This window comes from Rhizobium sp. Leaf262, assembly GCF_001422245.1.
Lineage (GTDB): Bacteria > Pseudomonadota > Alphaproteobacteria > Rhizobiales > Rhizobiaceae > Agrobacterium.
In genome coordinates this window covers 223,176-241,851 of sequence record NZ_LMMM01000015.1, presented here as the reverse complement: position 1 = coordinate 241,851, position 18,676 = coordinate 223,176, and the positions used below count along the sequence as shown (strand labels likewise).

15 protein-coding genes are annotated in these 18,676 nt (G+C 58.2%); 8 read left to right on the top strand and 7 right to left on the bottom strand.

Annotation, left to right across the window (positions count from 1 at the left end; all coding sequences use genetic code 11):
• The first annotated feature begins 48 nt into the window (after nucleotides 1–48).
• The 5 genes from ASF29_RS13665 (at nucleotide 49) to ASF29_RS13645 (ending at nucleotide 8,177) form a co-directional block, all read left to right on the top strand.
• Entirely contained in the window at nucleotides 49–1,320 is a 1,272-nt protein-coding gene (locus ASF29_RS13665; protein WP_062451213.1) for a polysaccharide biosynthesis/export family protein, read from the top strand.
• A gap of 9 nt (nucleotides 1,321–1,329) precedes the next feature.
• Nucleotides 1,330–2,616: an O-antigen ligase gene (locus ASF29_RS13660; protein WP_062451212.1), complete on the top strand. Its 1,287-nt coding sequence runs from the start codon at nucleotides 1,330–1,332 to the stop codon at nucleotides 2,614–2,616.
• A 113-nt stretch (nucleotides 2,617–2,729) separates the two neighbouring features.
• Nucleotides 2,730–3,491 (top strand): ImuA family protein, encoded by a 762-nt coding sequence (locus ASF29_RS13655; protein ID WP_062451211.1) that lies wholly within the window; start codon nucleotides 2,730–2,732, stop codon nucleotides 3,489–3,491.
• Complete coding sequence (locus tag ASF29_RS13650) at nucleotides 3,406–4,923, top strand: DNA polymerase Y family protein (RefSeq protein ID WP_082453505.1); 1,518 nt, start codon at nucleotides 3,406–3,408, stop codon at nucleotides 4,921–4,923. Before ASF29_RS13655 ends, ASF29_RS13650 begins: the two co-directional genes overlap by 86 nt.
• Nucleotides 4,920–8,177, top strand: a complete 3,258-nt coding sequence (locus tag ASF29_RS13645) for an error-prone DNA polymerase (RefSeq protein WP_062451209.1) — start codon at nucleotides 4,920–4,922, stop codon at nucleotides 8,175–8,177. Before ASF29_RS13650 ends, ASF29_RS13645 begins: the two co-directional genes overlap by 4 nt.
• A gap of 12 nt (nucleotides 8,178–8,189) precedes the next feature.
• Here ASF29_RS13645 and ASF29_RS13640 read toward each other — a convergent pair whose 3' ends face one another.
• The 5 genes from ASF29_RS13640 to ytfQ all read right to left on the bottom strand — a co-directional run bounded on the left by ASF29_RS13640 (nucleotide 8,190) and on the right by ytfQ (nucleotide 13,512).
• Nucleotides 8,190–8,921 carry a FadR/GntR family transcriptional regulator gene (locus ASF29_RS13640; protein ID WP_062451208.1) on the bottom strand — a complete coding sequence of 244 codons (732 nt, stop codon included), beginning with the start codon at nucleotides 8,919–8,921 and terminating at the stop codon, nucleotides 8,190–8,192.
• Nucleotides 8,922–8,939: 18 nt separating this feature from the next.
• Nucleotides 8,940–9,920, bottom strand: a complete 981-nt coding sequence (gene yjfF / locus ASF29_RS13635; RefSeq protein ID WP_082453504.1) for a galactofuranose ABC transporter, permease protein YjfF — start codon at nucleotides 9,918–9,920, stop codon at nucleotides 8,940–8,942.
• The gene (locus tag ASF29_RS13630) at nucleotides 9,917–10,963 is read right to left on the bottom strand and encodes an ABC transporter permease (RefSeq protein WP_062451207.1); all 1,047 of its coding nucleotides are present in this window, start codon (nucleotides 10,961–10,963) and stop codon (nucleotides 9,917–9,919) included. Before ASF29_RS13630 ends, yjfF begins: the two co-directional genes overlap by 4 nt.
• Nucleotides 10,960–12,483 carry a sugar ABC transporter ATP-binding protein gene (locus ASF29_RS13625; RefSeq protein ID WP_062451206.1) on the bottom strand — a complete coding sequence of 508 codons (1,524 nt, stop codon included), beginning with the start codon at nucleotides 12,481–12,483 and terminating at the stop codon, nucleotides 10,960–10,962. Before ASF29_RS13625 ends, ASF29_RS13630 begins: the two co-directional genes overlap by 4 nt.
• A 69-nt stretch (nucleotides 12,484–12,552) precedes the next feature.
• Entirely contained in the window at nucleotides 12,553–13,512 is a 960-nt protein-coding gene (ytfQ, locus tag ASF29_RS13620; RefSeq protein WP_062451205.1) for a galactofuranose ABC transporter, galactofuranose-binding protein YtfQ, read from the bottom strand.
• 496 nt (nucleotides 13,513–14,008) lie between these two features.
• Here ytfQ and ASF29_RS13615 point away from each other — a divergent pair, with 496 nt between their 5' ends.
• On the top strand, nucleotides 14,009–15,829 hold the full coding sequence (locus ASF29_RS13615) for an IlvD/Edd family dehydratase (RefSeq protein ID WP_062451204.1): 1,821 nt from the start codon (nucleotides 14,009–14,011) through the stop codon (nucleotides 15,827–15,829).
• 69 nt (nucleotides 15,830–15,898) lie between these two features.
• Here ASF29_RS13615 and ASF29_RS13610 read toward each other — a convergent pair whose 3' ends face one another.
• Complete coding sequence (locus tag ASF29_RS13610) at nucleotides 15,899–16,633, bottom strand: metallophosphoesterase (protein ID WP_062451203.1); 735 nt, start codon at nucleotides 16,631–16,633, stop codon at nucleotides 15,899–15,901.
• A gap of 172 nt (nucleotides 16,634–16,805) precedes the next feature.
• Between ASF29_RS13610 and ASF29_RS13605 the strand changes: the two genes are divergently transcribed.
• Together ASF29_RS13605 and alkB are read left to right on the top strand one after the other, a co-directional pair.
• Complete coding sequence (locus ASF29_RS13605; RefSeq protein WP_062451202.1) at nucleotides 16,806–17,444, top strand: hypothetical protein; 639 nt, start codon at nucleotides 16,806–16,808, stop codon at nucleotides 17,442–17,444.
• Entirely contained in the window at nucleotides 17,441–18,097 is a 657-nt protein-coding gene (gene alkB, locus ASF29_RS13600; RefSeq protein WP_062451201.1) for a DNA oxidative demethylase AlkB, read from the top strand. Before ASF29_RS13605 ends, alkB begins: the two co-directional genes overlap by 4 nt.
• On the opposite strand, the gene ASF29_RS13595 is transcribed toward alkB, so the two are convergent.
• The gene (locus tag ASF29_RS13595) at nucleotides 18,092–18,583 is read right to left on the bottom strand and encodes a hypothetical protein (RefSeq protein ID WP_062451200.1); all 492 of its coding nucleotides are present in this window, start codon (nucleotides 18,581–18,583) and stop codon (nucleotides 18,092–18,094) included. The genes alkB and ASF29_RS13595 overlap by 6 nt on opposite strands.
• Nucleotides 18,584–18,676: the final 93 nt, after the last annotated feature.

The window sequence follows — 18,676 nt, the reverse complement described above, 5'->3', positions numbered from 1 at the left end:
CTGGTCGTATCCGACCGTGTGTATGCGGTCGTAAATATGGAGTTCAATATGGTTGGCAGTGCCGCCGGATTTTCCTTGAATGTTGCCTGGCGCAAGTTCCCTGCGCTTATCGTTGCTGCCTCCCTCTTCGCAGCAAGCCCGTTCCAAGCCTTCTCTCAAGACAATCAATACCGTCTCGGCACTGCAGACAAGCTTCGCATACGCGTCGCCGAATGGCAGCCCGCCGATGGTACCATCCGAAACTGGGAAGCGATCAACGGGGATTATTCGGTCGGCGCTTCCGGTTTCCTGTCTCTGCCCTTTATCGGGCAACTGGATGTGGCCGGTAAGACCACAGGTGAAGTCGGTGAGCAGATCGGAGCGCAGTTGCAAAGCAAGTTCGCGCTTCGCAATCTTCCATCTGCGTCCGTCGAGGTCTCTCAATTCCGCCCTGTATTTCTCACGGGCGATGTGCAGCAGCCTGGCGAATATCCCTACGCACCCAATCTTACCGTCTTGAAGGCTGTCAGCCTGTCCGGTGGTTTGCGCCGGTCGGATGCAGGACAGCGCTTTGCCCGTGATTTCATCAACGCACGGGGCGATGCCGCCGTTTACGACGACCAGCGTGGTCGCCTTCTGGCAAGGCAGGCGCGGCTTCAGGCCGAGGTTCGCGGCGACACGGAAATCAAGAAGACACCTGCGCTCGAAAAGATCGTCAACATCGATGCGCTTCTGGAAAGCGAAACCGCTCTTATGAAATCCCGCACCGAGCGCTATACGCTTCAGTTGAAGGCCCTAACCGATCTGCGCCAACTTCTGGAAACGGAAGTCGAATCCCTGCAGAAGAAATCGGAAACGCAGAACCGCCAGCTGCAGTTGGCCAATGAGGACCGCGAGAAGGTCAATCGCCTGAACGAACAGGGTCTTGCCCTTGCCCAGCGTCGCATTTCCGCGGAGGAGCGCGCCGCCGAGGTGGAGTCCACACTTCTCGATATCGATACGTCTTCGCTCCGCGCCAAGCAGGACATCAACAAGGCCACACAGGACGAGATCAATCTGCGCAATGATTGGGTCGCTCAGCGCTCCAAGGAATTGCAGGACACGGAAGCCGAATTGCAGAAACTGAACCTGCAACTGGGCACAAGCCGTGAACTGATTTCCGAAGCGCTGGCGCAATCTGCGGAAGCCATCCGCTTTGATCCATCGGGCAAGTCGGCAACCATCACCTACATCATCGTGCGTGAGGAAGAGGGCAAGGCCAAGGAAATCAAGGCCGATGAAACGACGTCCATCCAGCCCGGCGACGTGATAAAGGTGTCATCAGAAATTCTGATGCAGTGAGGCCAAAGCATGCGGATTGCCAAGTCGGCTCTGATCGATCCGGATAGAAATGGTCTTTACGGAACGGCGGCGGTAGCGCTGTCGTTCTTTGTCTTCGCCTATTCATCCAAGTTCGGTATGATCTCGGTGCTCGCCTATTATGGCGTGTGGCTGCCGCTTGTTGTCGTGGATTATCGTCGGGTCCTTGGAAATTACTTCAAATATCTCTGGATTCTTGCTTTTGGAATTCTGGCAATCCTTTCCAGCTTCTGGTCGGACGCCATGTCTGTCACCCTGCGCGCCTCCATTCAGTACATGACGCACATCGTCTGCGCGCTGATTGCCATGCGCGTAATTTCGATAAGGACACTGACGCGCGGCGCGCTGATCGGCATCATCGTTGTTCTCTTATATTCGTTGCTGTTCGGGCTTTATCTGTTCGACGCTTTGGATGGTACCGTGAGTTTCGTCGGTGCATTTTCTTCCAAAAACCAGCTCGGTTTCTATGCCTCTCTCGGGGTCATCTTTGCGGCATCTTCAGTTTTGGTGTTGCGGCAGCGTGATGTGTTTTGGCTCGGTGTAGCCGGCATGGCTGGCTTGCTTTCGGCCTATTGCCTGCTTGCGTCGCAATCGGCCACGTCTGTCATTACCACGGCTGCGGTTGTGGCAATGATCATCGGCTTCCTGCCCATGAACATGCTGTCTCCCGCCAACCGAAAGATGATCTTTCTGGCGCTGGTGGGTGTTGGCGGCCTCGTTGTCGTGGCGTCGTTGCAATTCGGTTTGCTGGATGCTGTGCTCGGTATTTTCGGCAAGGATTCCACGCTGACAGGTCGTACCTATCTGTGGCAGCAGGGTATCGAAGCGGCCAAGGCCTCTCCCATTCTGGGCGTTGGATATCAAGGCTTCTGGGTCATGGGCTTTTACGATGCTGAGCGCCTCTGGGAGGATTTCTTCATCACCACACGCACAGGCTTTCACTTTCACAACACCTATATCGAAACGGTTGTCGAAAACGGCTTTGTTGGAATGATCCTGCTGGCAATGGTGCTTTACGGCACATTGCTCGGTCACTTGCGGTCCATTCTTGTGAAAAGAGATGATCCGCAAGGGCTCATATTGTGCGCGCTATGCGCGCTCTTCGTGGTGCGGTCCTTTGTGGAAATCGACATCATATTCGCCTATCAGATTGGCTCGTTCCTGCTTTATTATGCAGCGGGCAAGCTGACATTGCCTCAACATGCGATGGTCAGTGCCCGTGCATTCCCCGGCGTCAACATGCGCCCCATTACCGGTCCTGATCCTCACAGGATGTAGCTCGTCTTCCTTCTCCACAAATGAATCATAGCGGTTGTTGACTCTTTGCCGAAAAAGGAACAAAAAGTGAACAATTAGTTTTTCAGCGTCAATGCTCTGTAGAAATCTGTGTCATGCATAAACGCGCCGAACAGCTTGTTGTGGAAGAATTGCGGGAAAGGCTGGAGCGGATCACGCAAGGCCCGGCCCGCCACCAGGAGATTCTGCCCTTCGGTGTTCCCGCCCTTGATGACCATCTGCCGGGCGGCGGTTTGAAGCTTGGCAGCCTGCATGAGGTCAGCGGCGGCGGCAATGGCGCGGTGGATGGTGCAGCATCGGCCCTGTTTTCGGCAGGCATCGCTGCGCGTGTGAAAGGCAAAATCCTGTGGTGCGTGACGCGGCCTGATCTGTTCATGCCTGCCTTGACGCAGGCAGGCCTGTCGCAAAACCGGCTGATCATCGTGGAGTGTCGCGATGAGAAGGGCGTGCTGGATTGTTTCGAGGAAGGCCTGCGCTGCAACGGCTTCGGGGCCGTGGTGGGAGAGATCTCGAAGCTGCCGATGAACACGTCCCGGCGTCTGCAACTGGCGGCGGAAGCCTCCGGTGTCGTAGGCCTTGCCATTCGCCGCTGGCGTCATCCATCCGGTGCCGTGGAGTTTGGGCAGCCGACCGCTGCCGTGACCCGCTGGCGTATTTCCGTGCGGCCCTCCACGCCGTTACCCGTGCAGGGAGTAGGGCGGGCGCGCTGGTTTCTGGAGCTTTTGCGCTGTCGTGGTGGCGAATGTGCCGATTTTGAAGTGGAAGCCTGTGATGCAAAGGGTCGTCTCGCTCTACCTGCCGACATGGTCGACGGATCGATACCGCAGGGCGCTTGGCAAACAAGCGCCAGCGCTTGATAGGCCAGTCGTGATGATTGCCAGACAGGGAAGCCGACGCGTCATTGCAGCGCAGGATGCAGCCGCAACGGCAGTGGGCCTGCGGCTCGGCATGCCCGTCAGCAAGGCGCAGGCCATCATTCCCGGCCTCATCGTTGAGGAATTGCAGGCGGCTGACGACGCCAAGGCACTGCGCGATCTCGCCTTCTGGTTTCTGCGCATCTATGCGCCCATCGTCGCGCCCGATCCGCCCGATGGTCTGGTGCTGGATACGACAGGCGCAGACCATTTGCATGGCAACGAGAACCTGATGCTGACCGGCATGGTCAACCGCCTGCACGGGCTTGGCTTTACCGCGCGCGCTGCGATTGCCGATAGCTGGGGGGGCGCGCATGCGCTTGCCCGTTTTGGAAAACAGCCTGTGACCATCGTGCCGCAACATGGGGCCGCCGCCGCACTCGCCGCTCTACCCTTGGCGGCACTGCGCCTTGAGCCGAGGATTGTGGCCGACCTGAAAGTGCTGGGGTTTCGCACCATTGCAGAGCTGATGGCCACGGCGCGAGCGCCGCTTACCCTGCGGTTCGGTCCGGAAATCGGGCGCAGGCTGGATCAGGCCCATTGCCTGCTGTCAGAACCCATCGAGCCGATCCGCATCCCGGAACTGGTCGAGGCCTTCCGCTTCTTTGCCGAACCGATTTCCGCTGCCGAGACCATCGCACGATACACCGAAAAGCTCGTTCGCCAGCTTTGCATCGGGCTGGAAAAACGCGGTCTTGGGGCCCGGCGTGTCGATCTTGTCCTGCACCGGGTCGATAGCGGCTTGCAGGCCATCCGTGCGGGAACGTCGAAGCCGGTTCGCGATGTCAAACAGCTCACCCGCCTCTTGTGCGACCGGATCGATACGATCAATCCCGGCTTCGGCATCGAGAAAATGACGCTGACGGCAACGCACGCGGAAGCGCTGGTGCTGGGGCAGGCGCGTTCCACCCTGCTGGATGATGCGAAGGCTGATATCGGCGAAACCGTGGATGTCATCATCAACCGCGGCCACAAGGTCTATCGTTACGCCGCTGTCGCCAGCGACGTGCCGGAACGTTCCGTGCAGATGGTAGCCGCCCAATCTGCTGATGATGCCCTCGGCTGGCCGGACCACTGGCCACGCCCGGTGCGCCTTTTTGCCCGCCCGGAACCGATCCAGACCATGGCGCTGCTGCCGGACCATCCACCCAAAAGTTTCACATGGCGCGGCATCCGCCGTCTGGTGAAACGCGCCGATGGGCCGGAGCGCGTGTTCGGCGAATGGTGGAAACGCGACCGCGAACAGGCCGCCGTTCGCGATTATTTCATGGTGGAGGATGAGAGCGGCGAGCGTTTCTGGATTTTCCGCGCCGGCGATGGCGAACACGCCAATACCGGCTCTCAGCTTTGGTTCCTACACGGGCTATTCGGATGAGCGCCCATTACGCCGAACTTCAGGTCACGTCGCATTTCTCGTTTCTGCGGGGCGTCAGTTCCTGCGAGGATTTGTTCGCGCAGGCAAAAGCCCTCGGCATCGAGGCGCTGGGCATCGTGGATCGCAACAGCCTCACCGGCATCCCCCGCGCCCATGAGGCGGCAGAAAAAACCGGCATCCGGCTCGTCGTCGGGTGCAGGCTCGACTTGGAAGATGATATCTCCGTGCTGGTCTACCCCACCGATCGCGCCGCCTATGGTCGATTGTGCCGTCTGCTCACCCACGGCAAGAAAGATGCGGCAAAGGGCAAGTGCGATCTGAGTTGGCGCGATCTGGTGACCTATGGCGAGGGGCTGCTGGTCATCTTCCTGCCAGACCTTGTGGATGACGCCCTGTCTATCCGGCTGCGGCGCTTGAAAGCGGATTTCGGGGATCGCGCCTATGTCGCCATGAGCCTGCGCCGCCGCCCGAACGATCATGTCCGCCTCTACGATCTCTCACGCATGGCGCAGCGCATCGGTGTTGCCACCGTGGTTACCAACGACGTGCTGTTTCACGAACCGGAACGCCGCATGCTGCAGGATGTCGTCACCTGCATCCGCCACAATTGCACCATCGACGATGCCGGTTTCCGGCGGGAGCGACACGCCGACCGCTACCTGAAACCGCCGCAGGAAATGCACCGGCTATTTTCCGCCTATCCGGGCGCTCTCAGGCGAACGCTGGAGATTGTGCGGCGGTGCACTTTTTCTCTCAAGGAACTGAAATATCAATATCCTGAAGAAAATATTGAGCCGGGATTGAGTGCGCAGGAAGCGCTTGAGAAATACGTCTGGGATGAAGTGCCGGAAAAATACCCGGATGGTCTGCCCGAAAAGGTGGAAAAGACCCTCAAACATGAGTTGGCGATCATCGCCAAGAAGAAATATGCCCCCTATTTCCTCACCGTGAATGCCATCGTCCGTAAGGCACGAGAAATGGAGATTCTGTGTCAGGGCCGTGGCTCGGCGGCCAATTCTGCCGTTTGTTTTGTATTAGGCATTACCGCCATAGATCCGAAGGAAAGCGACCTTCTGTTCGAACGCTTCGTCTCGGAAGATCGTGATGAGCCGCCGGATATCGATGTCGATTTCGAACATCAGCGTCGCGAAGAGATCATCCAATGGATTTACAATCACTATGGGCATGACAAGGCAGCACTCTGCTCCGTCATCAGCCGATATCGTGGTAAAGGCGCCATTCGCGATGTTGGCAAAGTGCTGGGTCTGCCGGAGGACCTAACCAAGCTCATGTCCTCGCAAATCTGGTGGTGGACGGAGGATGCGGGTGAGAAGGAAGCGAAGGACCTCAACATCAATCTGAATGATCGTCGGGTGCAACTGGCCTTCGATCTTGCCCGCCAACTGATCGGAACGCCCCGTCATTTCAGCCAGCATCCCGGTGGTTTCGTTCTGACCCATGACCGACTGGATGAACTCGTTCCCATCCTGCCTGCTGCGATGAAGGGCAGGCGCATTATAGAGTGGGACAAGGACGATATCGAAATCGTCAGGTTCATGAAGATGGATTGTCTGGCGCTTGGCATGCTGTCCTGCATGCGCCGTGCGTTCGAGATGTTGACGGAGCGGAAGGGCAAGACATTCGGACTGACCAGCATCGAAAATGGTGACGGTGCTACCTATGACATGATCTGCAAGGCTGACACGATAGGCACGTTCCAGATCGAAAGTCGCGCCCAGATGTCCATGCTGCCGAGGCTGAGGCCGCAGGAACTCTACGACCTCGTCATTCAGGTAGCGATTGTGCGTCCCGGTCCCATTCAGGGCAATATGGTGCACCCCTATCTCAAAAGGCGGCAGGAAAAAGCACAGGGGAAAACAATCGAGTATGAGCACCCCATGCTCAAACAAGTCCTTTGGAAGACGCTGGGTGTCCCGCTCTTTCAAGAACATGCCATGCGGCTCGCCATTGATTGTGCAGGCTTTTCTGCCAATGAAGCCGACCAGTTGAGGCGGGCAATGGCGACCTTCAAGAATGTTGGAACGATTGCCAATTTTGAAAAGCAACTGGTCAGTGGCCTCATCAAAAACGGCTTTCCTGAAGAGTTCGCGAAACGGCTCTTCGAGCAGATCAAAGGTTTCGGCAGCTACGGTTTCCCGGAAAGCCACGCGGCCTCCTTCGCGCTGATTGCCTACGCGTCCTCTTGGGTAAAATGCCACCACCCAGATATTTTCTGCGTCGCTCTTTTGAACTCGCAACCCATGGGCTTCTATGCCCCGGCTCAGCTGGTCCGCGATGCGCAAAATCACGGTGTCGTCGTGCGCCCGGTCTGCATCAACACCAGTCGTTGGGATTGTGCGCTGGAGGAGAAAGTCGGGCCTGAGCGAAATGCCGTGCGGCTCGGCATGTGTCTGGTCAAGGGGCTGTCCAACAAGCGCGCGGGCGATATCATCGCGTGCCGTGAGGACCGGCCGTTCGTTTCCATTGATGATTTATGGCGCAGGGCCGGTGTTCCCGTCGATGCGCTGGTTGCCCTTGCCGAAGCCGATGCGTTTCTGCCATCGCTTGGCCTCTCCCGCCGTCAGGCTCTGTGGGCCATCAAGGCGTTGCGGGATGAGCCGCTGCCTTTGTTTGCGGCGGCGGCCACGCGCCAGAACAGCGTGATTGCGGAACTGAGCGAGCCGGAGGTTGCCCTGCGGCCCATGACGGCTGGCGGCGAGGTAGTGCAGGATTACGGCCATGTCGGGCTGACGCTGCGCCAGCATCCCATGGCCTTCCTGCGCGACGATCTTTCCCGGCGGCGCATCACCACCTGTGCGCAGGCCGTCAATGCGAAAGACGGACGCTGGCTGGAGGTGGCAGGGCTGGTGTTGATCCGCCAGCGGCCCGGCTCGGCCAAGGGCGTCATCTTCATGACGCTGGAGGACGAGACGGGCATTGCCAATGCCGTGGTCTGGGTCAAAACCTTCGAGAAATTCCGCCGGGTCATTCTCTCGGCTGGCATGGTTGGCATCTACGGCAAGCTACAGCGCGAGGGCGAGGTCGTGCATCTTGTGGCCCATCGCGTCACCGATCTCTCGGATGTGCTGAAGAGCGTCGGCGAAAGGGAGGGACCGTTTCCGCTGCCGCATGGCCGGGGCGATGAGTTCCATCACGGCATTCCACCGGAAGACCGACGCCGCATGCCGAAACGGTCAGACATTCAGGACGATGGCGAAGACCACATCACCGTCAAAGGCCGCAATTTTCATTGAGGCTTCTGATGCTCACTCGGAAATCGCGTTCTTGATCCGGTCCTTGCCCACCAGAATGACCTGCCGCATGGCTTTGATGGCAGCATCTTCATCGCGTGCGGCAATGGCGTGAACGATGCGCAGATGGTTGGAGGCGATTTCCGAAATCGTTTCGGGCGATGATGCGGGTGACGAAAGCTGGAAGGAAATGGCCAGTGCCGCCTCGATCAGGCCGCTGGCAGAGCGCATGAACGGATTGCCGGAAATGCGCGCGACCGCCAGATGAAAGTCCAGATCGACCTTCGCAATGCTTTCAGGAGTGTGGTTCACGTTATCGAATTGCGCGGCGATGGTGTAGAGCGAGACGATGTCTTCGCTGGAGGCGTGGCGGGCGGCAGCCGCTGCCGCTGCGGGCTCCAGTGCCAGCCGGATGTCGGCCAGATGATTGATGAATTCGGGGTCCAGCCCGGCGTCGCAGCGCCAGCCCAGAACGTCGGGGTCGAAGAAGTTCCAGCTGGATTTTTCCAGAACACGCGTTCCGACCTTGGCTTTGGGCTCCACAAGGCGTTTGGCTGCCAGCGTCTTCATCGTTTCCCGCAGAACGGTGCGCGAAACGCCGAAGCGTAGGGAAAGCTCCGCATCGTTCGGCAGAAGCGATCCTTCGGGGATGCGACCGGAGACGATGGCGCTGCCGAGTTCAGCCACGACATGCGCGTGGCTGCTACGCCGCTTTCGTCCGGTAATCGTGGTTTCCAGCAGCCCCAATCAATGCCTCCGCTTCCGTTATGCCGGATGTCCCCCGGCCAATCGTCTGTTTGAATACCAGATGATTGTGCGTTGCAACACGATGAATATGAACAATAGTATGCCGATGACGATTTTCGTCCACCAGGACGACAGCGTGCCCTCGAAAACGATATAGGTCTGGATAAGCCCCTGGATCAGCAGGCCGATGAAGGTGCCTGCCACCAGCCCGGTGCCGCCCGTCAGCAAGGTGCCGCCGATGACCACGGCTGCGATGGCATCCAGTTCCACGCCCACCGTTGCCAGCGAATAGCCTGAGGAGGTGTAGAGCGTGTAGACAATGCCCGCTAGCCCGGAGAGAAAGCCCGATAGTGCATAGATGCCAATGATCGTCTTGCCGATGGGAACGCCCATCAGTTCCGCCGATTGCTGGTTGCCGCCGAGCGCATAGATATTGGCGCCAAAGCGCGTCCGGCTTGCCACGAAGATGCCAACGGCAAAGACGATTAGCATCAGAATAGCCAGCGCCGTCAACCGCCCACCGCCGGGAAAGCGGAAATAGAAGCCCTGAATGGCATCGATGACGGGATGCGAGATCGGCACCGAATCCGTCGAGATGAGATAGGCCGCACCACGCGCCAGAAACATGCCCGCCAGCGTCACCACGAAGGGCGGGATCGTCAGAAATCGGATCATCGCGCCCATCAGGCAGCCGAACAGGGTGGAGATGACCAGCACGGCGGCGAAGGCCACCAGCGGGTGGACATTATAGGTGCCGACCAGCACGGCCACAAACACGCTGGTAAAGGCAATGACTGAACCGATGGACAGGTCGATGCCACCGGACAGGATGACGAAGGTCATGCCGACGGAGGCGATGCCGAGAAAGGCATTGTCCGTCAGAAGATTGCCAACGACGCGGGTGGAAAACATCGCGGGATATTGCATCACGCACAGCACATAGGCGACGATGAAGACCGCGAGTGTCGTCAGAAAGGGCAGGTTGCGGGTGTGGATCATCGCGCGGCTCCCTCATGGTTCACGGGTTTGGCGTGCGGGGCAGGGCCATCGGGCTTTCGCGATCTGGCAAAGCCGATAAAGGTGCCGATGGCAGGGGATTGCAGTGTCAGCACGATGATGATGATGCCCGCCTTGATGATGAGGTTGAACTCCGGCGGAAAGCCGGACACGAGAATGCCTGTGTTGATCGTCTGGATGATCAGGGCGCCGATCAGCGAGGCAGTGATGGAGAAGCGCCCGCCATTCAGAGATGTGCCTCCGATCACCACCGCGAGGATGGCATCGAGTTCCAGCCAAAGCCCGGCATTGTTGGCATCCGCACCCCTGATGTCGGCGGTCACGATCAAGCCCGCGACGGCGGCGCAAAGGCCTGAGACGGCGTAGACGAAGAACAGCAGGAAGCGGGCTCTAACACCGGCCAAGGCTGCGGCGCGACGGTTGACGCCGGTCGCTTCGATCAGAAAGCCGAGTGCAGATTTGCGCACCAGAATGCCGATCAGTAAGGCGGTCAGCACCCAGATGATGATCGGCATCGGAATACCCGCGAAGGAGCCGGAGCCGAGGGCAGAAAAGCTGTCATTGTTGAAGGTCAGAATGACGCCTTCGGTAATCAACTGGGCAATGCCACGCCCCGCGACCATCAGAATTAGGGTGGCAATGATCGGTTGAATGTCGAGGATGGCGACGAGAATGCCGTTCCAGATGCCGCAGGCAATACCGACCGCCAGCGATACGGCAATCACGACCGGGATCGAGTGACCGCCGCTGATCAACATTGCCGCAACCGCGCCGCAGATGGCAATGACCGCGCCGATGGAAAGGTCGATGCCCTTGGTGGCAATGACCAGCGTCATGCCTATGGTCAACAGCGCCACGGGTGCGGCACGCACCAGAATGTCGATGATGCTGCCATAAAGGCGTCCGTTCTGGAACGAGACGTTCAGAAAACCGGGCGAGATGGCGGCGATGGCGCCAAGGATGATGACGAGGGCGACAAGCTGGGGTGCCAGCCGTTTCAGGCGCTTGGTGACAATATTCATCATGCGGCCTCCGTTCTGGCGGCACTGGCAATGGCTTGCATGATATTGTCAGCCGTCACGTCTTCTCCCTTGAGTTCGGCCACATGGCGGCGATCGGACAGCACGATGACGCGGTGCGCCACAGCCGTCAGCTCTTCCAATTCCGACGATATGACGATGAGCGACATGCCTTGCGAACAGAGACGCTCGATCATTTTCAGGATTTCCGCATGCGCACCGATATCGATGCCGCGTGTGGGTTCGTCGAGAATGAGCAGCCTTGGATCGGTCGCCAGCCAGCGTGCAAGGATCGCTTTCTGCTGGTTGCCACCGGAGAGAAACTTGATAGGCCGTTCGCGATCCGCCGGGCGGATGTCGAGCGATTTGATGAAGCCATCCGCCAATGCGGCCTTTTGCTTGTGCGAGAGCGGGCGCATCCATCCCTGTCGGGCCTGCAGGGCAAGGGCGATATTATCCGCCACGGAAAAATCACCGATAATGCCGTCCGTCTTTCGTTCTTCCGGGCAGAAGCCGAAACCGTTGTCGATGGCGGCTTCCGGTGAGGTGATGGCAACGGCCTTGCCGTCGATGCTGGCCTGTCCGCCATCCGGCTTATCGATGCCGAACAGAAGGAACGCCGTCTCGCTGCGGCCCGATCCCAGAAGCCCTGCAATGCCGACGACTTCACCGGGGCGCACGTCGAGATCGAAAGGCTCGACGCTACCGCGCTTTCCGTAACCGGTAAAGCGAATGGGTGCTTCGCCCTCCACCACGGTTGCTTCCGGGGCCTGGCGATCATGGGTCACGCTTTGCAGCTCCCGGCCCAGCATCATGGAAATGAGTTCGCCGCGCGGCAACTCGGAAATGGTGCGGGTGCCGACAAGCTTGCCGTTGCGCAAAACCGTCACGCGGTCGGCAATGTCGTAGACCTGATTGAGAAAGTGGGTGATGATAACGATGCCCAGCCCCTCGGCGCGCAACTGGCGCAGCACGGTAAACAGCATCTCGACTTCGTGGTTGTCCAGACTGGCCGTCGGCTCGTCCAGCACCAGAACTTTGCCGGAGAGGTCGACGGCGCGTGCAATCGCGATGATCTGGCGGATGGCGACCGAGTAGCTGGAAAGCAGGGCATCGACATTGATCGAAAGCCCGTAGCGCGCCAGAAGCTTCTGTGATCTCACGCGCATTTCGCGCCGGTCGATCAGGCCGAAACGGCGGGGCTGTCTGCCGAGAAACAGGTTTTCGGCAACCGTCAGGTTCTCGAGAAGATTGACCTCCTGATAGACCGTTCCGATGCCGAGGTTCTGTGCTTCCGCGACATTCGCAGGGGAAATTTCGCTTCCCTCCAGGCGTATCGTGCCACGGTCCCGGTTGTAGACACCGGTCAATATTTTGATGAGCGTCGATTTCCCAGCGCCGTTTTCACCGAGCAGCGCATGCACTTCACCGCGGTTGAGCGATATGTCGACATTATCGAGAGCAGCGATGCCGAGGAACGATTTTCCAATGGCGCGCGCTTCCAGAAGGGGGCTGGCTTCGGACATGGTATTTTCCTGCACGGACAGTAAGGAAGGAACGGCGGTCGCCCGCCGTTCCCGAAGTTGGAAACCGGCTTAGTAGCCCAGTCCCTTCTTCTCCTCGTAAACCTTCATCGGGTCATCAGACGCGGTGTAGAGTTTGGATTCCGTCTGGATCCACTTCTTCGGCTCTTTCTTGTCCTTCAGATACGCGTCGAGCGCATCGAAGGCGGGGCCGGCCATGTTCGGTGTCAGTTCCACAGTCGCATTGGCTTCACCGGCGGCCATGGCCTTGAAGATATCAGGAACCGCATCGATGGACACGACCTTGATATCCGTGCCGGGCTTCAGGCCGGCTTCCTTGATGGCTTGGATTGCGCCGACAGCCATGTCGTCGTTATGGGCGTAGACTGCGCAGATATCCTTGCCGCCGCCTTCAGCCTTGATGAAGCTTTCCATGACTTCCTTACCCTTGGTGCGGGTAAAGTCACCGGTCTGCGAACGAACGATCTTGATGTTGGCATGCGATGCGATGCCTTCTTCGAAGCCCTTCTTGCGGTTGATGGCAGGCGAAGAACCGGTGGTGCCCTGAAGCTCGACGACCTTGCAATCCTTGGAGCCGACATCCTTGGCCAGCCATTCACCGGCAACCTTGCCTTCATGAACCTGATCGGACGTGACTGCTGTCAGATACAGGCTGTCTGGAGCTTCGATCTGGCGGTCGAGAAGGATCACGGGGATCTTCTCTTCCTTGGCTTCCTTGAGAACGGCATCCCAGCCGGTGGCAACGACAGGTGCGATGAAGATCGCATCGACGCCCTGTGCGATAAAGCCTCTGATGGCCTTGATCTGGTTTTCCTGCTTCTGCTGCGCATCGGCAAACTTCAGCGTTACGCCGCGCTTCTCGGCTTGCTGCTTGGTAACGGTCGTTTCAGCCGCACGCCAACCGGATTCGGAGCCGATCTGCGAGAAGCCAACGGTCAGAGATTTTGCGGAAACGCCTGATGCCAGACACACAGAAAAAGCGACAGTAACTGCCGCAATTGCTTTTTTCATCTTATATCCTCCCAGAGATGAATTCGGCTATGACGAGACCGATATGAGCATATAGTATTACCTTTGAAAAGGTGCTTTTCAGTAATTTCTGATGTTGATTTCGCCGCCAAAACGCAGAAAAGCGGAATTTATTGTTATTTTACAATAGAATTAGAGGTCAAAATATTTTCATATGGCTGAACGGATCGGCGTGAGGCTTTACTTGACAAGGCCTTTCCTCACAAAATAGTAATATGAATACCGAGCGCTGATCCGGGGCATTGACCGTCACAGGCAATTGTCGCAGATGAGGGCGGGGCAAAAGAATAATTCAGGGCGGAAATTTCGTGACAATCGTCATCGACTGTTTTCAAAGGACGGGTCGCCTGGGGCGATGTCCTCAGCTGGACGTGGTGCGTGCGCCTGCCCGCCGGGCTCTTTTCTCTGCCGCTCATCACAAGGTCGTCGCAATCCTGTTGTCGTACCCATTCGCCACTTTCGGCTGGAGACCAAAATCATGAAAGACTCGAACAACCTACCCGCAACTCAAGGCAAGGGCGGTAAGCTGCGTTCGCGCGCTTGGTTCGATAACCCTGACAACGCGGATATGACGGCGCTCTATCTCGAGCGCTACATGAACTTCGGCCTCAGCCAGGCGGAACTGCAGTCGGATCGCCCGATCATCGGTATTGCGCAGACGGGTTCCGACCTGTCGCCCTGCAACCGCCACCATCTCGAACTCGCGCATCGTCTGCGCGAAGGTATTCGTGAAGCCGGTGGCATCGCCATCGAGTTCCCGGTTCACCCTATTCAGGAAACCGGCAAGCGCCCAACCGCTGGCCTTGACCGTAACCTCGCCTATCTCGGCCTCGTTGAAGTGCTCTACGGCTATCCGCTCGATGGCGTCGTTCTGACCATCGGCTGTGACAAGACCACGCCTGCCTGTCTTATGGCGGCGGCCACCGTCAACATTCCGTCCATCGCACTTTCCGTCGGCCCCATGCTGAACGGCTGGTTCCGTGGGGAACGCACCGGTTCGGGCACCATCGTCTGGAAGGCCCGCGAACTTCTGGCCAAGGGCGAAATCGACTATGCTGGCTTCGTCAAGCTGGTTGCGTCTTCGGCCCCATCCACGGGTTATTGCAACACGATGGGTACGGCGACCACGATGAACTCGCTGGCCGAAGCACTCGGCATGCAGTTGCCGGGCTCTGCCGCTATTCCGGCACCGTATCGTGACCGTCAGGAAATTTCCTACCTCACCGGCCTGCGCATCGTCGAAATGGTCAAGGAAGACCTGAAGCCGTCCGACATCATGACGAAGGATGCCTTCATCAACGCCATCCGCGTCAACTCGGCCATCGGCGGCTCCACCAACGCGCCGATCCATCTGAACGGACTGGCGCGCCACCTTGACGTTGAACTGACGGTCGATGATTGGCAGACCTACGGCGAAGAAGTGCCATTGCTGGTCAACCTTCAGCCTGCCGGCGAATATCTTGGTGAAGATTATTACCATGCAGGCGGTGTTCCAGCTGTCGTCAACCAGTTGATGACGCAGGGCCTCATTAAGGAAGACGCGATGACGGTGAACGGCAAGACCATCGGCGAAAACTGCCGTGGTGCGATCATCGAAGACGAAAAGGTCATCCGTCCGTTCGATCAGCCGCTCAAGGAGCGTGCAGGCTTCCGCGTTCTGCGTGGCAACCTATTCTCGTCCGCCATCATGAAGACCAGCGTGATTTCGCCGGAATTCCGCGAGCGTTATCTGTCCAACCCGAACGACCCGGAAGCCTTCGAAGGCAAGGCCGTGGTGTTCGACGGACCGGAAGATTACCACCACCGCATCGACGATCCGTCGCTCGGTATCGACGCCAACACGGTTCTGTTCATGCGCGGCGCAGGCCCTATCGGTTATCCGGGTGCGGCAGAAGTCGTCAACATGCGTGCGCCGGACTACCTGCTCAAGCAGGGCGTCACCTCGCTTCCCTGCATCGGTGACGGTCGCCAGTCCGGTACATCGGGCAGCCCGTCCATCCTCAACGCATCGCCGGAAGCGGCTGCCGGTGGCGGTCTCGCCATCCTTCAGACGGGCGACCGGGTTCGCATCGACGTTGGCAACGGCAAGGCGGACATTCTGATTTCGCCTGAAGAACTGGCCAAGCGTTATGAGGCCCTGTCCGGATCTGGCGGCTATAAGTACCCGGACCACCAGACCCCGTGGCAGGAAATCCAGCGCGGCCTCGTTGGCCAGATGGAAACCGGCGCGGTTCTGGAAAATGCCGTCAAGTACCAGCGCATTGCCCAGACCAAGGGCGTGCCGCGCGACAACCACTAAGTTGGCCACATGAACGTGAAAACCACCGGCAGAATGTCTGCCGGTGGTTTTTTGTTTTGGCTGGGGACGCTATTCAGCGTGCATGACGGTGATATCGCCCTGCCGGGTGATCCTCACGGCGGAGAGCCTTCCGGTCATGAAAGCGCCGGTGTCGACATTCAGCCGGTTGTCGGTCAGCGACACTGTGCGAACTGGCGTATGCCCGTGGACGGTCAGGAAAAGATTGTCCGCACCGGGGTTGGTCTGTTCCTTGGGACGAATCCACAGCAGATGCTTGTCGTCCTGTCTCTGCAAGGGTACGCCGTTCAAAACACCAGCATGCACGAAGCAGAGGCCTGGTACTGCCAGCAGTGATGGCAATGCGGAGATGAAGGCGATGTGATCGCCTGGTATGGCTTCCTGCAAAAGCGCATTCAACTTGCGCGTATCGTGGGGAATCTCTGAAATACCGTAGGAGCGAAGCGTTTCGACCCCGCCGAATTCCAGCCACAAGTGATCCCGGCGCGGATTGCGGAGGAAATCCAGCATTGTCGCTTCATGATTGCCTGCCAGGCAGAAGCGTTCGATATCGCCCGTCATCGGCTTCAAAAGCTCGTGAATGACGGACGAGGATTTTGGCCCGCGATCCACATAGTCTCCCAGCATCACGATCCATTTGGAGCCATGGTGCTGAGCCGCATCATCGAGAATTTTCCGTTGCAGCGCCAGCAGAAGATCGAAGCATCCGTGCACATCACCGATGGCGTAGACGATATCGGGTCTGTCGTGGGAAAATAACTTGCGGCGCATCTCGGGTGCGGACATGTAGGCGAACCTTCTCAAGCGGTGACGGTATGGCCACGAAATCTCCAACAAGCTATGGACCATTGTGCTTAACGCGACATTTACAGGCGTCCTGTTGCGGCACATCTCCCTAAAATGGTCGTTTTTCACATATGACTTGGTGTGGCTACTCATGGACGTTCGGGAGAAAAACATGCCGCTACAGAATCGAGTCGATCCCTTCGGTGACATTCTCGCTCTGCCCCTGCGGGGTCTGTTTACCGGCAATCGCGGCATTATCCATGATCCAGATACGAAAACGCTCACGGCAAAACGCTGGACGTCAAAGGCGTGGCTCGTATGTCGTTGCGATTATAAGGATGTCCGCCGCGAGGTGATGGCGACGCGAAGCTGGACCGAGCTTTTCTTTTTCGACGAAGCCACCGCCTTGGCGGCGGGTCATCGTCCTTGTTTTCAGTGCAGGAAGGACGATGCAGAGGCGTTTCGGGCGGCATGGGCTGACGGTAACGGGACCTCGGTACCATCGGCGCGCAACATGGATGCGGTCCTGCACAAGGAACGCCTTCAGGCGCGTCGCAAACGTTTGAACATGTTGCTCACGCCGCTGGACGAGCTTCCAGATGGCGCGATGATAGCAGCTGCTGGAAAAGCCTATCTGATTGCAGGCGGAAGACCGCACCTGTGGGGCGATGCGCACTACAAGCGGACGGATACGGTGCCGTTTGTCGATGGTTTGCTGACGCCGCCATCTACGCTGCGAACATTGAAGGCTGGCTATCGTCCGCGTCTTCACTCGTCTATCGGTCCGCGCGGGGAGCGCGTCGCAGCATGACCGGCGATCTGTTTCTGGCGCTCGATGTCGAGCAGGCAGCACCCGTGAAGATGGCCGATGGCGCATGGATGTTACCCCGGTACGCCTACAAGGATGCCGCTCAACTCCTAGAAGAGATAGAGCGTGTAGCATCGCTGGCGCCGTTTCGGCACATGGTGACACCCGGCGGGTTTTCGATGTCTGTCGGTATGACCAATTGCGGTTCATTCGGTTGGGTAACCGACCGCCGTGGTTATCGGTACCAAAACACTGACCCGGCCAGCGGCGATATCTGGCCAGCCATGCCGGAAAGTTTTCTGAGGCTTGCCGTTTCCGCAGCCTTGAAGGCGGGTTATCCAGACTTCGCACCCAATGCCTGCCTCATCAACCGTTACGAGCCAGGTGCTAAAATGTCTCTCCACCAGGACAAGGATGAAAAGGATTTTACAAAGCCCATCGTTTCCGTGTCGCTCGGCCTTCCCGCTACATTCCAGTTCGGTGGAAGCAACAGGGGGGACCCGGTGCGGAAGTTTCCCCTCAGTCATGGCGATGTCGTTGTCTGGGGCGGTCCGTCGCGGCTCTTTTATCACGGTATCATGCCATTGAAGGATGGCACTTACGACGGCGTAGGACGTACGCGATATAACCTCACATTCAGACATGCAGCTCTATAAAGCGTCGGAAACGTAATCGCTCGCCTTTATGAAAACCCAGATGTCCTTGCTGATCTCGACGATTTCGGCAATTGACGCTTCCAGCAACTGAATTTCGGCGGCGTCGACCGGCTCGACCTTTCCGTAGCGAAGATGCTTGTCGTCCTCCACCAGCCGCATGAGTTGCGTACTGGAAATATCGCCATGTTCATCGAAGGCATAGATGCAGTGATTATACTTGTTACGCATTTTTGCTTCTTTCTTCAGCCTCGCCATGGTGCCGAGAACGGCTTTCCTGTCGGAGGCTGAGGTCGAGCGAAGCTTTGCGAGGCGTTCGACCAGATCAATGCGGGCGCGGGTGGTGTTCAGCGTCAGAAACACGACGATGGCGGCTTCTTTCTCGACCTTGAGAAGGTGAGCAATAACGTAGATCAGCAGGCTTTCCGTGTTGGTCCACACATAGTTGAGGCGACCAACCAGCAACAAGACGTCAGACATCGCAGCCATTTCGACCCTCCCGCCAAACCATGGCGTCATCATACAGCATCGGCCTGAAAACCGGTAAGGAATTCAGGCCGATGCATGGTTTCGTGGCGGTGG

Bases quoted from the DNA above. Each gene is read 5' to 3' on its own strand.
- ASF29_RS13605 (WP_062451202.1), top strand. From the start codon at position 16,806: ATGCCGCTACAGAATCGAGTCGATCCCTTCGGTGACATTCTCGCTCTG.
- alkB (WP_062451201.1), top strand. From the start codon at position 17,441: ATGACCGGCGATCTGTTTCTGGCGCTCGATGTCGAGCAGGCAGCACCC.
- ASF29_RS13660 (WP_062451212.1), top strand. From the start codon at position 1,330: ATGCGGATTGCCAAGTCGGCTCTGATCGATCCGGATAGAAATGGTCTT.
- ASF29_RS13610 (WP_062451203.1), bottom strand. From the start codon at position 16,633: ATGTCCGCACCCGAGATGCGCCGCAAGTTATTTTCCCACGACAGACCC.
- ASF29_RS13595 (WP_062451200.1), bottom strand. From the start codon at position 18,583: ATGGCTGCGATGTCTGACGTCTTGTTGCTGGTTGGTCGCCTCAACTAT.
- ASF29_RS13615 (WP_062451204.1), top strand. From the start codon at position 14,009: ATGAAAGACTCGAACAACCTACCCGCAACTCAAGGCAAGGGCGGTAAG.
- yjfF (WP_082453504.1), bottom strand. From the start codon at position 9,920: ATGATCCACACCCGCAACCTGCCCTTTCTGACGACACTCGCGGTCTTC.
- ytfQ (WP_062451205.1), bottom strand. From the start codon at position 13,512: ATGAAAAAAGCAATTGCGGCAGTTACTGTCGCTTTTTCTGTGTGTCTG.
- ASF29_RS13650 (WP_082453505.1), top strand. From the start codon at position 3,406: ATGCAAAGGGTCGTCTCGCTCTACCTGCCGACATGGTCGACGGATCGA.
- ASF29_RS13645 (WP_062451209.1), top strand. From the start codon at position 4,920: ATGAGCGCCCATTACGCCGAACTTCAGGTCACGTCGCATTTCTCGTTT.
- ASF29_RS13630 (WP_062451207.1), bottom strand. From the start codon at position 10,963: ATGATGAATATTGTCACCAAGCGCCTGAAACGGCTGGCACCCCAGCTT.
- ASF29_RS13665 (WP_062451213.1), top strand. From the start codon at position 49: ATGGTTGGCAGTGCCGCCGGATTTTCCTTGAATGTTGCCTGGCGCAAG.
- ASF29_RS13625 (WP_062451206.1), bottom strand. From the start codon at position 12,483: ATGTCCGAAGCCAGCCCCCTTCTGGAAGCGCGCGCCATTGGAAAATCG.
- ASF29_RS13655 (WP_062451211.1), top strand. From the start codon at position 2,730: ATGCATAAACGCGCCGAACAGCTTGTTGTGGAAGAATTGCGGGAAAGG.